Origin of the sequence: Roseateles paludis (assembly GCF_039872745.1) — a bacterium.
Lineage (GTDB): Bacteria > Pseudomonadota > Gammaproteobacteria > Burkholderiales > Burkholderiaceae_C > Pelomonas > Pelomonas paludis.
The window spans coordinates 200,047-215,104 of the sequence record NZ_JBDPZD010000005.1; the positions used below are offsets into that span (position 1 = coordinate 200,047).

Consider the following 15,058-nt stretch of genomic DNA (forward strand, 5'->3'; position numbering starts at 1 on the left):
GGTCGGAAAACCAGTATAGGAGGCTGTCGGGCTTTGGGCCGGGGGCTCCTAGGTGCCACCCTATAATTCCGGCCGCTTAAGACTGGACCCCTGGCACCATGAAACAACTCTTGAAGATTTCGCTCGTCCTGGCTGCGTTGGCTGGAAGCTTTTCCGTGCAAGCGCAGGATGTGAAGGCGGGCGAGAAGAAGATCGCCATGTGCATCGGCTGCCATGGCATCGTCGGCTACCAAGCCACCTTCCCCGAGATCTACAAGGTGCCGATGATTGCGGGGCAGAACGCCAAGTACATCGTCTCCGCCCTGCAGGCCTATGCCAAGGGTGACCGCAAGCACCCGACCATGCGCGGGATCGCGCAGTCCCTGAGTGAGCAGGACATGGCCGACGTGTCCGCGTACTACGAGCAGCAGGCCAAGGCCCCTGCCGCGCCCGACACAGCCTCCGCCGCCCCTGAGGCCGTGGCCAAGCTGCTGGAAAAGGGCGCTTGCGCGTCCTGCCACGGTGCCAACTTCAGCAAGCCCATCGACGGCGCCTACCCCAAGCTGGCCGGCCAGCACGCCGACTACCTGGCCGCTGCGCTGCGTGCCTACAAGACCGAGGGCAACCCCAACGTCGGTCGTGGCAACGCCATCATGGCCGGCCAGGTCAAGCAGTTCAGCAACGCTGAGCTGAAGAGCATCGCCGCCTACCTGGCCAGCCTGCCGTCCGAACTCAAGACCGTGCCGCAGAGCAAGTTCCGCTGACACCTGCGCGACACCGCGAAAAAACCGCCTCGGACGAGGCGGTTTTTTTTCGCGTTTCTGGTGCATGGCTCAGGCCATGGCCCTGCCGACTTCAGGGTCTGAAGGCCATACTGCCCGACCAATGCTGAAGCGGATCGCGACCTCTGACGTTAAGTTGGGCATGTACCTTCACTCGATGGAGGGTGCTTGGCTGTCCCATCCCTTTTGGCGCACGCGTTTCGTGCTGGCGGACCCGGCAGACCTCGTGGCGCTCAAGGCCAGCGCCGTCCAGGCGGTGTGGATTGATGCGTCCAAGGGTGCCGATGTGGCAGACCCTGAGCCCGCCAAACCTTCGCCGCAGCGGTCACCGCCCCCATCCCCGGTTTCTGCCCCAGCCCCTGCGGCTGCGCCGGCTCCCGCGCCGCGCCCACCCGAGGCGCGCACTTCGATCGAATCCGAGTTCGAGCGCGCCGCCCAGGTGCTGAACCGTTCGCGCGTGGCCGTCACGGCCATGTTCAACGAGGCACGGCTGGGCAAGGCCGTGGACACTGAGCGCTGCCTGCCCATCGTGGACGAAGTGGCCGGTTCAGTGGCGCGCAACCCGGCGGCCTTCATGTCGCTGGCGCGGCTCAAGAACAAGGACGACTACACCTATATGCACTCGGTCGCCGTGTGCGCGCTGATGGTGGGTCTGGCCCGGCAGTTGGGCCTGAATGAGGAACAAACCCGCGAGGCGGGGCTGGCGGGCCTGCTGCACGACATCGGCAAGATGGCGATGCCGCTTGAAATCCTCAACAAGGCAGGATCGCTGACGGACGCTGAGTTCGACGTCATCCGCAGCCACCCGGAGCGTGGCTACGAAATGCTCAAGGGCAGCGAGGGCGTGACCGAAGGCGCACTCGACGTGGCCCTGCACCATCACGAGAAGATGGACGGCACCGGCTACCCGCATGCGCTGGCCGGCGACAAGCTCAGCCTGCTGGCCCGCATGGGCGCGGTGTGCGACGTCTATGACGCCATCACCTCGTCGCGGCCCTACAAGGCGGCGTGGGACCCGGCGGGTTCCATCCAGCGCATGGCGCAGTGGCAGGGCCACTTCGACAGCAATGTGTTCTCGGCCTTTGTGCGCTGCGTAGGCATCTACCCGGTGGGCACCCTGGTGCGCCTGCAGTCCGGCCGCCTGGCGGTGGTGCTGGACCAGAACCCGGCTGCGCTGGTGTCGCCCCGTGTGAAGGTGTTCTTCTCGACCAAGTCGAACATGCCGATCCCGATCACCACGATCGACCTCGCCGCCCAGGGCGTGACGGACAAGATCGTTGGCCGCGAGCCGCCCGAGAACTTCGGCTTCAAGCACCTGGACGACCTCTGGAAGCCGGCCCTGCCAGGGCGCTGAGACAGCCCCCGACACGGCCTTCTGAGCCCCTTCTGCGGGGCAGTTTCAAGCATCGACACCGCCGGGTTCGGCAGACACTTTGCGCATGTGCGCCTTGATGTCCCGCCCCCTCGTCTTGCTTGTCCTGACCGCCGGCCTGCTGGCCGCCTGTGGAGGCGGTGGCGGGGGAGGCAGCAGCAGCAACAACGGTGGCAGCGGCGACACGCCCGCCGTGCTGGCTGGTGTGGCCGCCACGGGCGCGCCCTTGGTCAGCGCCAAGGTCACCGTGCTGGACGGCAAGGGCGCGAGCATCGGCACTGCCACCACGCACGGCAGCGATGGCAGCTACCGCATCACCCTGCCCACCAGCGCGCCCACGGGGCCGCTTTTTGTGCAGGTGGCGGGTCTGGATGCCGCGGGCAGCCCGCAGCTGATGTTCTCCGCCGTGCCCACCGTCTCGGCCAATATGGTGGCGCACCTCACGCCGCTGACCACCGCCACGGTCGCGCTGGCCTTGGGTACCGAGCCCGGCCCGGTGTTCGCTCAGGCGGCGACTGACAGCTCGGCCCTGCCCAAGCTCGCCAGCAATGCGGCGGCCGCCCAGGAGTTTCTCAAGTCCCTGCTCAAGACCCAGTTCTCCGACCTCAAGATCACCGACCCCAAGACGCTGGACCTGCTGGCCGACGCCAGCTTTGCCGCCAACAAGGGCGCGCACGACCTGCTGATCGAGAGCGTCCGCGTGGATCTGGCGCGCAGCAGCCGCAACGTCCCGTTGCTGCAGTTGGCCAACAAGTTCATCGGCGGCCTGACACCCGAGGTGGTGGTGGACCTCAGCACCGCGCAGACCGAACTGGCCAAGACCGGCGGCACACCGGTCAACGCCATCCTGTCCACTCTGAAGGCCACGACCAGCGCTACCTCGGTGCTGGGCAACCTGGGGGCGCTTGACGACATGACGGCCGCGCTCAACCAGCTGATCGCCACTGGCCCGGACGCCGGCACGCTCACGGCCCACCCCCAGCTCAGCGCCTACGACAAACACAACGGCGCCTTGGTGGGTGACATGGTCACCCGGCTGTACGACATGTCGCGCGCCAACCGCCAGTTCGGCCGCATGCAGACCCTGGGCTGCGCCGACGACGCACCCAGCGCCGGTGCCTGCAGCCGCGTGTTGGTGGCGGCGCCGGTGATCGACGCCTCGGGCACGGTGATCGACCATGTCCTCGACGCCGTGACCTACAGCAAGACCTCGATCACCACCAACAAGTGGAACCTGATCGGCAATGGCAAGAAGCTGGCCGTGACGGTGAGCCCCCTGGCCTATATCGGCTACGAGGCCGACGGCACGCTCAGCAGCTCCCTGGTGCCCAACCCCGGCATCGGCCTGCTGGCCGACATCCAGGCTCAAAAGCCCGACCCCAGCATCCCCACCAACCCGCCCGTCAAGCTGATGGACACTGCCACGCTGCAAATGCCCGGCGGCTTCAGCATCGCCTTCGGCTACTGCAACCGGCCATCGATGTGCATCTCCAGCACGCCGGGCACGACCAGCCTCATCCCCACCGGCGGCATTGGCGACGTGGCCATCCAGCGCGCGGCGGTGGGCTGGGTGGGCAGTGCCGACACCGTGCGCGGCGCGTTCTTCAGGGCCAGCTACACCACCGGCGGCGCTGCCGAGGTGCGGCCGGTCTACCTGCGGTCCGACGTGCTGTCAGACCCGGCGCGGGCGCGCTTCCCGACGCTGGACGGCGGCCTGAGCAGCACCAAGCCTTTGAAAGCGGGCGACCTGCAATCCGGCACCCTCGCCATCGCCTGGCAAAGCTGGGCCACGGCCAACCCCGACATGCGTTTGATCGAGATCCGCCGCGTCTACGCCCCCAGCACCGGCAGCCCGACGGTCACCAACACCACCGTGCCGCTACCGCCCACGGCCAAGGCCACCCTCACCGGCGCTTTCACGCCCGTGGCTGCGGTGCGCAGCGAACTGTGGCTGGGTGCCATCGACGGGCAGGGGCGCCGCTACTACACGCGCTATCTGGCAGCGCCGTGAGGGGGGGGCATCAAATCCGCGTCGCATACAACGCGTGATGCGTCAGGATGAACAGCGTTCGCCTGTCCGCCCCGCCAAAGATCAGCTGCAACGGCCGCGCCGGCACATCGATCCGCCCGGTTTGCTTGCCATCCGGCCCGTAAATGAAGATCTGCCCGTTCGCCACATACACGGTCCCATCCGGCCCGACCGCCGCGCTTTCGCCGCCGCGGTCTGCCACCTTCTTGAGGTCGGTGATCGCGCCGCCGGCGCCCACCAGCCCGCTGTAGGTGATGTTTTCCGAGCTGTTGGTGAACACGGCGCGCTGGCCGACCTTGGCGTAGACGAAGCCGTGCGTGTCGAGTAGGTCGGACCAGCGGTAGCCCAGGTGGTCGAGCGGGCCCTGGCGCGTCACGCGGAAGGCTGGTAGCACCAGCGAGCCGTCCGGCGACACGTATTCGCGCGCCTTCGGCTTGGCCACCTCTTGCACGAACATCTCATTGAGCGTCGTGAACTCCATGGTGTCGTAGTTCAGCTGGTCCCAGAACTCGCCGTTCTTCCAGAAGTTGACGGGAATGGCGACGCGCGCGTTCGGGCGCGCGCCGCTCGCGGTCGGCGGAATCAAGGAGATCGTGGCGCCCGGCAGGTTCGGTTTGAGCGAGTACACGGTCGCTTCCTTGCCGGCGGATGAAAGCACCAGCAGGTTGTCGCTGCCGTCGACGGCCAGGTTGATCGGGTCGAGCGGGTAGTTGCTGACCATCTTCAGGCCTTCGCCTTGGGCGTAGCTGTAGATGTTCTTGAACCAGCGGTCGATGAAGTACAGGCGGCCTTTGGAGTCGACGGCAGCGCCGGCGATCGAGTAGAAGCCGTCTTCCAGCTTGTCCACCTTTGCCTTAGTTGGGGCAGCCGGGGCGCGGGTCTGCTTGCCGGTGTAGTCGAGCACGGCAAACATGCGCTCGCGCACTTCCAGTCGGTGCGTCACGTCGGTGATCGCGTTCTCGTACGGGTACTTGGAGGCGCGCAAATAGGCGGTGCAGCCGTTTTCGTCGCAGGTCGGGAAGCCCGATTCAGCGTTGACCGCCACGTTCCGGAAACGGATGTCGCTCGAGTTCGTGATCTTGATGGCGCTCGGCGCCGGCTTGATCGAGCGCGTCACGCGGTAGCCGTGGTAGTTCGCGAACAGCAGGTTCTTGGAGTTGCGGATGTCGAGCGAGACGGAGTCCATGCCGTCGCGGACTTCTTCTTCCGTCTGCGGGGCGTGGAACTCCCAGTTCTCGACGCCGTCCAGCACGATCTCGTTGCGGATGTGGTGCTCGGCCGAGAGCTCGTACACGCGGCCCGGCGTCTTCGTGTTGGTCACGTAGAACGCAGCCTGAGCGTGGCCGGCCGGTGACCAGATGCCGGTGAACGTACCGCCGCCGCCGTCTGTCACCCACACGCTCGGGTACTGGCGGTCCCACCAGGCGGCGGTGTCGAAGCGGTCGCTCTTTTTGTACGTGTCGCCCGGCAGGCCGAAACCCCACATGATGCGGATGTCGTCCATGAGCGATTTCTCGCCGGCGCGCCACAGGATGCCGACCGCGCGGTTGTTGACTTCACCGGTCTGAATACCGATGCCGGTGACAACCGCATCGCCGCCTTCGGCCGACTCGAGCAGTGCCTTCGGCGTGTCGGCGCCCTGGAAGTTCGGCGAGCCGTTCGGAATGCGCAGCAAGGTCTGGCTCGGGTGCAGGCCGATCAGCACGGTGTCCGGCTTCATGCGCAGCGTGTCGGTGACCGCGTACACGCCCAGCGGCAGGTAGACGACGCGTTTCGTGTCGATGGCCTTCTGAAGGGCGGCGGTGTCGTCGGCAATGCCGTCGCCCTTGGCGCCAAAGCTGTGCACGCTGGCCCATTCGCTGACCGGCGGCAGGTAGCGCCGCACGCGCTCTTCCTTTACGTTGGCCGTGCCGGCCGTCATGTTGACCTTGGTGTCGAAGCGGCCGGGGGCGCCCAGGGTGTCGATCTTCAGGCCGTGGGTGAACTCGTTCACCTGGTAGCTCGCGCCCTTGCCGGCGACAGCCCTGCCGCTGTCGCGGAAGTGCGCGAACACGGGCATGTTCTTTGCGCTGATCTTCTCGAAGCCGATCTGGGTGTAGACGTTGTTCTCGTTGCTGATCACGACGCCCGCTTTCGACACGTTCTCAAAGCGTACGTTGGAGCCCCACAGCCAATCGCCGTAGCCGCGGTCGATCTCGATGCCGACGGGCGTGTTGCGGATGTCCGAGTTGACGAGGGTGAGATTGGCTTCGTGTTCGCGCACAGCTGCGTCGCGCTGGCTGTCGAAGGTGGAATCGAGCAGCGTGAACTGCCAAGCGGGCGAGGTCTTCTCAGCCAGGATGCCGTAGCGGCCGCCGTGGAAGTGCAGGTCGTAGGCGTAGTTGCCAACCTGGTAGATGCCGGCCAGGCCCGAGCCCATGCGGAAGTCGATGTGGGACAGGTTCGAGTGCTGCGCAGTGTGCATGCGCACGCCGGCCGCGGCCGGGTTGCCGTCGCCGACTTCGAAGTCGACGTTCGACAGCACCGAATAGAAGGTCGCCGAGTTCGCGTCTTGCAAAGGCTTGGCGCCCGGCGTGCCAGGGGCCGGCACGGCGCTTGGCACCGGCTGGGCGATGCCGCCGATGCGGTAGGAGTCGGCGCCCGTGAAGATCACCATATTGGCCACGCCCTTCTGGAAGCCTGGCGTGTTCGCCGCCAGCACCAGCACCGGACGGGTCTGGCCGATGCCATACACGCGCACGGCGATCGGGATGATGATCGTGCGCGTGATGCGGTAGCGGCCCGCAGGCAGGAACACGACGCCGCCCCTGTTGGCGTTGGCGGCGCTGTCGATGGCCTGCTGCAGCGCGTCGCTGTCGTCGGCGACGCCATCGCCCGTCGCCTTCACGACGATCGCGCGCGGATCGTCAGGCAGCGTCTGGTAGGCAGAGACGGAAGCGGCGGGGGGCGCGGCAAAAGCGCCACCGGCGGCGGCGAGCAGGGCTGCAAGCGCGATGGCAAACAGGCCGGTCCGACGGAAAGTCATGGGGAGGTCTCCAGGATGAATTCACTAAGCCGTGAGGCTTTGCGTCAGGCGACTACTCCCTCGCCCCAGGCCATTCCGGACATTGAACGACTGATGTTTCAATGAACGGCGATGGCCGACGTGCCCCCAACGAAAACAGCCCCTGACGGGGCTGCTGAATGTAAGGCTTGCGCTCTGTAACTGGCGGAGGCTGTGAGATTGCCGCACCTCTCGGTGCGTCCAAGGTCGCTGCGCGCCCTTGACCGAACTCCCTGGAGTCGGTGGCGGAGGCTGTGAGATTCGAACTCACGGGCCCTTGCGGGCCGGCAGTTTTCAAGACTGCTGGGTTAAACCACTCCCCCAAGCCTCCATTGGTTTGTGAACACGAGGGCAGTTTTGCCACCTGTCCTGCGGCCAGGTGTCCGACGCCGCAAGGGCGTCGAGCAAGACTGCTGGGTTAAACCACTCCCCCAAGCCTCCTGGCAGCCACACATTCTAGGTGTGCGAACAAGGCACCCAGACCGGCTTGAAGTTGTCATCCCCCTGAGGGGGGCGGCGTCGGCCCTCAGTCACGGGGGCGTAACGAAAGTTGCAATTCGATACAGTGCAAGCGTTGTCGTACTGAGTTTGTTCAGTGCGCAAACATGACAAAAACTAGATGCTGACCGGCCCGCAAGGCCTGAAAGGCACCAGGGAGGCACGGTGGCCGAGTCGTACGGGCTGCCGCCGGGGGTTCCAGTTCGGACCCACTTGTTCACCCAATGCCTCCCGACGACCGCCTGCTTGCAGCCCCGTGGCTGCTGGTCAGCTTTCCCGTCGAGGGGCGGACCTTGCCCTGAGACCGTGGAAGCTTTGAGGAAACTCGTACCGACGCGTGTGGTGTCGTCGGTGATGGCGCCCGAGACGCCGCAGCGTGACGCTGCTGATCTCATCGTCGATGCGCTGGAAGCGCTGGGCGTGGAATTCGTGTTTGGCGTCCCTGGCGGTGCCATCGAACCCCTCTACAACGCGCTGGCCCGCAGTGGCCGCCGGGGTGGCCCGCAGGCCGTGGTGGCGCGCAACGAACAAGGCGCCGCCTACATGGCCGACGGCTATGCCCGCGAGACCGGGCGCCTGGGCGTTTGCATCGCCACCTCCGGCCCTGGTGCCACCAACCTGATCACCGGCGTGGCCTGCTCGTTTGACAACAGCGTGCCCATGCTGGTGCTTACGGGCCAGCCGCCCATCCGCAACTTTGGCAAGGGGGCGCTGCAGGAGTCCAGCTGCACGGGCATCAACACGGTGGCCATGTTCCGGCCCTGCACCCGTTACAACTCGCTCGTCTCGCACCCGGACCAGATCCCCGTCAAGCTCTTCAATGCCGTGATGCAGGCACAGCGCGCGCCCAGTGGCCCGAGCCATTTGTCCATCCCGGTGGACATCCTGCGCCATCCCATGTCGCCCGAGACCGAGGTGCCCGACTTTGCGGGGCTGCTGCGCTGGACGCCGGCCTTGGTGGACGTGGCCGCCGTTGAGCAACTGGCACGTCTGGTGTCCGAGGCGCAGCGCCCGGTCTGGCTGATTGGCGACGGCTGCGGCGAGGCCGGCAGCGAGCTGATGCGCCTCGTGCAGATCACTGAAGGCAGCTTCGTCACCACCCCCGATGGCAAAGGCTTCGTCAACCCACGCCATCCGCGCTTCAAGGGCGTGTTCGGCTTTGGTGGGCATGGCACGGCGGCCGAGCTCTTGTCCAGCGAGCCTGACCTCGTGATCGCGCTGGGCACGGGCTTTGGCGAGTTCAACAGCGGCGGCTGGTCCAGCGCGCTCTTGAACAGCCGCCTCGTCCACGTGGACGACAGCGACGAGAACCTGATGCGCTCGCCCATGGCGCGGCTGCACGTGCGTGGCCATATCCGCTCGGTCTGCGAGCAACTGCTGCGCTTGCTGGACGCGCCGCAGGAGGGCGCGCTGCTGCCCTTCCAGCACCCGCAAATGGCCCAGGAGGCCTATGACGACATGGTGGACGAGCCTGAAGCCGCCCGCCAGCCCTGCAGCCCCGTCAAGCCCCAGCGCCTGCTGGCCACGCTGGGCCAGCGCTGCCCGCCCCACACGCGCTTTGTGGCCGATGCCGGCAACAGCGCCGCCTGGGCCGTGCACTACCTGGCCCCGCAGGACCGCCGCAGTGCCCGCCTGCCGCGCAACACCTATTTGCCCAGCGGCCAGGAGCAGCGCACCAGCCGCTCCAGCTGGCTGCGCGTCACCATGGACTTTGCGCCCATGGGCTGGGCCATCGGCTCGGCAGTGGGCATCGCGCTGGCCAACCGCCGCTGCCCCGTGGTGTGCTTGACGGGCGACGGCAGCTATCTGATGAACGGCCAGGAGATCACTGTCGCCGCCGAACTCGGCCTGCCGGTCATCTACATCGTGCTGAACGACGGTGCGCTCGGCATGGTCAAGCACGGCCAGCGCCTGGCTGGCGCCGAACCCATCGGTTTCGAGCTGCCGCAAGTCGACTTCGCCGCCATGGCCGCCGCCATGGGCATCCCCGGCCAGGTGATCCGCTCGTCCGCCGAGCTCGACGCCGTGGACTTCGACGCCCTGCTGGCCCGCCCGGGGCCGACGCTGCTGGACGTGCGTATCGACGGTGAACAAGTGCCGCCGATGAATCTGCGGATGCGGACGCTGGGGACGGCGCGCTGACTGAATCTCCGCACCGGGGCGACCGCTGCGACAACCACTTCAAGAACATCCTGACCTCCCATGAGCCAAGAACGTTTTGATCACTACGCCCGCATGCGCGCCAATGCTCCGGTGCATTTCAACCCCCAGCTCCAGCTGTGGGAGGTGTACCGCTACGCCGACATCCAGACCGTGCTGGGCGACCCGCACACCTTCTCGTCTGACGCGTCGGTGCTGCAGACCATGGCGACCATGGACCCGCCGCGCCATACGCAACTGCGTCGGCTCGTGGCCCGGGCCTTTTCTGCCAAGCTGATTGCCGATCTTGAGCCGCGCATCGTCCACATCGTCGATGGCCTGCTCGAGCGTGCGCGGCGAAGCGGCGCCCTGGATGTGGTGAATGACCTCGCATTCCCTCTGCCGGTGACGGTGATTGCCGAGCTGTTGGGCCTGCCGGTGGAGGACCAGCTGAAGTTCAAGGCCTGGTCCATTCCCGCCATCAAGGCGGCCGAGGCCGAACTGCATGGCATGCCGGTACCGCCCGAGCATCTGGCGGCGGTGGCGGAGCTGGAGGCCTATCTCCTGCAGATGGCCAACGCCCGCAAGACCGAGCCGCGTGCCGACCTGGTCAGCGGCCTGGTGCATGCCGAGATCGAAGGCCAGCGTTTAACGGACGAAGAGATCGTCAGTACCTGCCGGCTGCTGCTGATTGCCGGGTTTGAGACCTCGGCCAACCTGATTGGCAACACCCTGCACCTGCTGCTCCTGCACCCTGAAGTGCTGGCGCGCGTGCGTGAGGAGCCGGCACAGATCGAGGCGGTCATCGAGGAAGCTCTGCGCCTTCACACGCCCTTCCAGTTCCTCGCGCGCAAGACCCTGCGTGAGGTGGAGTTGGCCGGTCAGCAGATCCCTCAAGGCCAACTGGTGCTGTTGATGCTGGGTTCGGGCAATCGAGATGAGACCGCTTTTGAGCGGGCCGACCAGTTCGACCCCTGGCGCCCGCCCGTCCGCCACCTGAGCTTTGGCCATGGCATCCACTACTGCCTGGGCGCAGGTCTCGGCCGAATGGAAGCGCGCATCGCCGTGACGCGTCTGCTCGCCCAGTTCCAGGGCCTGCGCTTGAACGAGGCGTCACCGCCTGTGCCCCTGCAGTCGGTCGTGCTTTTTGGGCTGCAGCAGCTGCCCGTGCAGTGGGACGGCACGCTCGCCAAGGCCGCGTGAATGGCTGAGCGCATCCACACGGAGATCTGGCAGGAGATCGCCGAGCCCGGCAATCGCTTCGTCACCCAGCGGGCCTATTGCCGAGGCTATGACGTCTATGGCGACATGCTGGGTCGGGCGCGTTGGGTGGACATGCTGTGGTTGCTGTTTTGTCCTGAGCTGCCCACGCCGGGGCAGGCGGCGGTGCTTGAGATGCTCGCGGTGGCTTTGGCCAACCCCGGGCCGCGCGATCCCGCGGTCCATGCCGCCATGTGTTCGGGCCTTGGCGGCTCGCCTGCCGCAGCGTCCTTGATGGCCGCCTTGTCGGTGGGTGCCGGTCGCCTGGGCGGCGGGCAGGACGTGCATGCGGCGATGCAGCGGTGGGCGCAGTTGCCGGCCGTGGGCGATGACCTGCAGCCTGAGCAATGGCTGCAAACCTGGCGTGATGCACCCGCCACCGTGGGCGCCAACTGGCCGGATGCCGATCACCTGTCCGGCTTTGACCCCAACGCCCGTGGTGGCCATGGCCTGGCAGCCCAGGCACTGGTGCGGCTCGCTGGCTTGTCGGGCACGCCGAGGCTTGGCTGGCTGGTCGAGCATCTGGCGGCCTTGGAGGCATCGCTGGGCTCGGCGCTGACGCTGTCGGGCGTTGCTGCCGCCGCGTTCAGCGATCTGGGTCTTTCACCGGCGCAGGGCGAGATGCTTTTCCTGCTGCTGCGATTGCCGGGCGCTGCGGCGCATGCGCTGGAGCAACAGGCGTCGAGCTACCAGGCCTTTCCGTTTTTCAAGCTTGAGCTTCAGGACGATCCGCTGAAGGAGCCCGCATGAGCCAAGCTCAAGCGCATGAAGGAGCGCCCGGCGACGCTCCTGGCGTTTCACCGCTCGAGGCGCATGCCGGTGTGTTGCGCACACGCATGGGCGGCGCCTACGTCGGGCAACGTGCGGTGTTTCGTGGGCATGACCTGCATGCCGAGTTGGCGGGGCTCGACTGGGTCGAGTTGTATGTCTTCGGCGTCACCGGCTTGCGCGTCACGCCGCCCCAATTGCGCGTACTGCACGCGCTTTGGGTCTACACAAGCTACCCGGATGCGCGCATCTGGAACAACCGCGTGGTGGCCTTGGCTGGGTCGAGCCGCAGCTCGGGCACCCTGGCCACGGCTGCAGCACTGGCCGTCTCCGAGGCCGACATCTATGGTCGGGGCATCGACATCCGTGTCGCCAGCTTCCTGCAGCGTGCTTGCCAACTCCAGGCCGCTGGGGGGGATCTTGAGGCCTATGTCCGAACCGAGCTGAAGACACATCGGTCCCTGGCCGGCTACGGTCGTCCCATCGCTGCTGGCGATGAGCGACTGGCGCCGATGCTGGCTTTGATCGAGCGGGAAGGACTGCGTGACGGCGCCCACGTGAAAACTGCGTTCGCCGTCGAGGCACTCTTGCAGGCTGGACGCTGGCGCCTGCGGATGAACTACGCGGCCTTGGCTGCGGCGCTCACCTTGGACATGGGCTTCACGCCGCGCCAGCACTACCTGTTCAGCTTCCCTGCTTTTTTGGCTGGGATGCAGCCCTGTTTCATCGAGGCCAGTGAAAGGCCGGCAGGTACCTTGCTGCCCCTCAGCTGCGACGACATCAACTACCAAGGCCCAGCGCCACGCGCGTGGCCCGCGCGCGGTTAGCGCGGTCAGAAGCGGTAGAGCACCTGCGCGTCGAGTGCGCGCCCGGCCTGCGGGAGGTCATTGGGCAGCGAGGTACCAGGGGCCAGTGAGGGCTCGCGGATGTCGGCATCGAAGGCATTGCGCAGACTCAAGGCGAATTCCCAGCCCCTGGCGTTGGGGGCATGCCTCAGTGTGAAGTCGGCAGATGTGTAGTCGCGGATGGGTTGGCGGGCATCGCCAGCGGGTCGTTTCCGGCTCCCCACGTGCTTGAGTTGCGCGGCCAGCGACCATGCCTGATCAAACCGCCAATCAGCCCGGACATAGCCCATGCGGTGCGGTGCGTAGCCGACGTCCTGGCCGGTGGCTTTGTCGGTGGCGCGTTGGAACGAGAGGTTGGCGGCCAGTCGCAGGTCGCGGCTCAGGTCCTTGGTCACTTCCATCTCCAAGCCGTGCCCACGCTGAGTCCCGGTGTTTTGGTATTCGGACGTGCCTCCGCCCACCGCCGTGGCGCGAATCATGTCGGCTGCGGTGTAGCGAAACGCGCTCAACTGCCACTGGGTGTCCGTCGACGCCTGCCAGCTGACGGCCAATTCCGTCGTGCCGATGCGTTCCGGCTTCAGGGCAGGATTGCCCTGGATCACGGGGTTGTTGATGCTGTACTCCTCCGAGAAGGAGGGCGCGCGGAAGGCGCGGCCGGCCAGCAGCTTGACGGTGACGTCGAGACTGGCGTCCCAGACAAGCGCGGCACGCGGGTTGGTCGTCGAGCCGAAGTCACTGTATTGGTCGTGGCGCACGCCGGCCGTCAGGGTCCAGTCACGCGCAACGCTCCACTCGTCCTGCGCGTACACGTAGGAGACGCGGCGGCGGTGCGGCGTGACAAAGGAGTCGGCCACCGGGACTTCGATCACACGGGCATCGGGCAGGGGGCTGGGCAAGCCCTTGAAGGGCCCCGACGCAATCACCGTGAAGTTCTTGAACTCCTGCGTCCGGTACATGTTCAAGTCGTCGTGCCCCATCGCTACACGCAAACTGTGGCCTTTGACGCCGCGGTATTCGAGCATGGCTTGCGTGCGGATCTGGCGCTCCCAGGTGTTGGGTGCGCCAAACATGCCATTGGGGAACGCGCCACCGAAGGCGCCTGGTGGCAGCAGCTGCAGCGGTGTCGGAAACTGGTTCACAAACTGGAAGAAGCTGCCGGTCAGGTTCAGCCGCAGGTCGTCCGACAGCGCCAGGTCACTGAGCCCGATGGAGGCATTCCAGCGTTGGCTGCGGCCCCGTCCGACCGGGTCCAAGGCGGAGGCAGCACCGGCGCCGGGCTGGACGTCGTCACGCAGCGTGTAGCCGGCGCGCAGCTTCAGTTTGTCGACATTGGCCTCGACATGGGCATCGATAGCCTGGTATCCGAGGTTCACCGGGCCGGGGGCGCGGCTGGCTTTTGTGGCAAAGAGTGCGTCCAGTCCGGTCTGCGCGTCGGCGCCGATGGTCTTGCGCTGGCCGTCGGTTGACGCCACACGCAGGTAGCCCGACCAGGAACTGGTGCCGGACTGGTGGCCGTACTGCAGCCAGGCATCCTGGCTGGCAAAGGAGCCGAGCCGCACGCCCGCCTCCATGCCATTCAGCTCGGTGGCCGACTTGGTGATGATGTTGATCACGCCTGCATAGGCGTCGGCCCCATACAGCGCGGACCCCGGTCCGCGGATGACTTCCACGCGCGACACGTTGTGCACGGGCATGCTGGCCCACATGGCGCCACGGTTGCCGATGAACATATTGGTCATCGGCACGCCGTTGTAGAGCACCAGGGTCTGGTTGTTGTACTCGCTGTAGATGCCGCGGATGACGTAGAGCGGGTTGTAGGCCTGAAGGTTGCGGCTGACGTGCAGCCCTGGCACGGTAGCGAGTGCTTGGTCGAGATCCGTGACGCCGGCGGTGGCCATGTCGGCAGCGGTGATGACGGAGGCGACCGCTGGCGCGCGACGGAGCAGTTGCGGCGCTCCCGTAGCGATGCTGACCGTGGTCTTGTCGCCAAACGCCTGCGCCAGCTCTTCTTCTTCGCTGGTCGATTGCGCCCGGGCAGCGGAAAGCAAGCTCAGCAGGCCGAGCGCGGCGAGGCTCGATGCGCGAACGAGGTGCTTCATGGCAGATTGCTCCAACGGGGCCCGGCGCCATTCTGCGCGCACTTCTGAGGTGCAAAGTGCGAAGAAGTGGCGGTCTGCGCCTTTGTTGGCTTGTCCCGCACATTGGGCACTTGCCTAGCTGTTTGGGCCCTACAAGCCGTGATAACGCGGGGGGCGGGCCTGCAGCCGGGCTGCGGCAGGGTCCCATAATGCGGCACCCTGTTTTCAGAGTAGCAAGCGAGCGGACCTGCTTGGCTGATCGGAA

Annotated in this window: 9 protein-coding genes and 1 tRNA gene; 7 read left to right on the forward strand and 3 right to left on the reverse strand. The window is 66.4% G+C overall.

Going from position 1 to position 15,058, the window contains the following annotated elements:
* The first annotated feature begins 98 nt into the window (after window positions 1-98).
* The 3 genes from ABDJ85_RS16490 to ABDJ85_RS16500 all read left to right on the forward strand — a co-directional run bounded on the left by ABDJ85_RS16490 (window position 99) and on the right by ABDJ85_RS16500 (window position 4,144).
* Complete coding sequence (locus tag ABDJ85_RS16490; protein ID WP_347705890.1) at window positions 99-743, forward strand: c-type cytochrome; 645 nt, start codon at window positions 99-101, stop codon at window positions 741-743.
* A gap of 160 nt (window positions 744-903) precedes the next feature.
* A complete protein-coding gene (locus tag ABDJ85_RS16495; protein WP_430765560.1) occupies window positions 904-2,115 on the forward strand; it encodes an HD-GYP domain-containing protein in 1,212 nt (403 codons plus the stop codon).
* A gap of 97 nt (window positions 2,116-2,212) precedes the next feature.
* Window positions 2,213-4,144, forward strand: coding sequence for a hypothetical protein (locus ABDJ85_RS16500; RefSeq protein ID WP_347705892.1), 1,932 nt, complete (start codon window positions 2,213-2,215; stop codon window positions 4,142-4,144).
* Between the two features lie 10 nt (window positions 4,145-4,154).
* Here ABDJ85_RS16500 and ABDJ85_RS16505 read toward each other — a convergent pair whose 3' ends face one another.
* On the reverse strand, window positions 4,155-7,187 hold the full coding sequence (locus ABDJ85_RS16505; protein ID WP_347705893.1) for a glycosyl hydrolase family 28-related protein: 3,033 nt from the start codon (window positions 7,185-7,187) through the stop codon (window positions 4,155-4,157).
* A gap of 261 nt (window positions 7,188-7,448) precedes the next feature.
* A tRNA-Ser gene (locus ABDJ85_RS16510) sits at window positions 7,449-7,536 on the reverse strand.
* 473 nt (window positions 7,537-8,009) lie between these two features.
* Between ABDJ85_RS16510 and ABDJ85_RS16515 the strand changes: the two genes are divergently transcribed.
* From ABDJ85_RS16515 to ABDJ85_RS16530, 4 genes are read left to right on the forward strand one after another with little or no spacing between them, the layout of a single operon-like run.
* Window positions 8,010-9,845: a thiamine pyrophosphate-binding protein gene (locus ABDJ85_RS16515; protein ID WP_347705894.1), complete on the forward strand. Its 1,836-nt coding sequence runs from the start codon at window positions 8,010-8,012 to the stop codon at window positions 9,843-9,845.
* Window positions 9,846-9,905: 60 nt separating this feature from the next.
* Window positions 9,906-11,045, forward strand: a complete 1,140-nt coding sequence (locus tag ABDJ85_RS16520) for a cytochrome P450 (protein WP_347705895.1) — start codon at window positions 9,906-9,908, stop codon at window positions 11,043-11,045.
* Entirely contained in the window at window positions 11,046-11,852 is an 807-nt protein-coding gene (locus tag ABDJ85_RS16525; protein ID WP_347705896.1) for a citrate synthase family protein, read from the forward strand.
* Entirely contained in the window at window positions 11,849-12,697 is an 849-nt protein-coding gene (locus ABDJ85_RS16530) for a citrate synthase family protein (RefSeq protein ID WP_347705897.1), read from the forward strand. The genes ABDJ85_RS16525 and ABDJ85_RS16530 overlap by 4 nt, the downstream gene beginning before the upstream one ends.
* A gap of 5 nt (window positions 12,698-12,702) precedes the next feature.
* Here ABDJ85_RS16530 and ABDJ85_RS16535 read toward each other — a convergent pair whose 3' ends face one another.
* A complete protein-coding gene (locus ABDJ85_RS16535) occupies window positions 12,703-14,814 on the reverse strand; it encodes a TonB-dependent receptor plug domain-containing protein (protein ID WP_347705898.1) in 2,112 nt (703 codons plus the stop codon).
* Window positions 14,815-15,058 lie beyond the last annotated feature (244 nt).

Bases quoted from the DNA above. Each gene is read 5' to 3' on its own strand.
- ABDJ85_RS16520 (WP_347705895.1), top strand. From the start codon at position 9,906: ATGAGCCAAGAACGTTTTGATCACTACGCCCGCATGCGCGCCAATGCT.
- ABDJ85_RS16495 (WP_430765560.1), top strand. From the start codon at position 904: ATGTACCTTCACTCGATGGAGGGTGCTTGGCTGTCCCATCCCTTTTGG.
- ABDJ85_RS16500 (WP_347705892.1), top strand. From the start codon at position 2,213: ATGTCCCGCCCCCTCGTCTTGCTTGTCCTGACCGCCGGCCTGCTGGCC.
- ABDJ85_RS16505 (WP_347705893.1), bottom strand. From the start codon at position 7,187: ATGACTTTCCGTCGGACCGGCCTGTTTGCCATCGCGCTTGCAGCCCTG.
- ABDJ85_RS16525 (WP_347705896.1), top strand. From the start codon at position 11,046: ATGGCTGAGCGCATCCACACGGAGATCTGGCAGGAGATCGCCGAGCCC.
- ABDJ85_RS16490 (WP_347705890.1), top strand. From the start codon at position 99: ATGAAACAACTCTTGAAGATTTCGCTCGTCCTGGCTGCGTTGGCTGGA.
- ABDJ85_RS16530 (WP_347705897.1), top strand. From the start codon at position 11,849: ATGAGCCAAGCTCAAGCGCATGAAGGAGCGCCCGGCGACGCTCCTGGC.
- ABDJ85_RS16535 (WP_347705898.1), bottom strand. From the start codon at position 14,814: ATGAAGCACCTCGTTCGCGCATCGAGCCTCGCCGCGCTCGGCCTGCTG.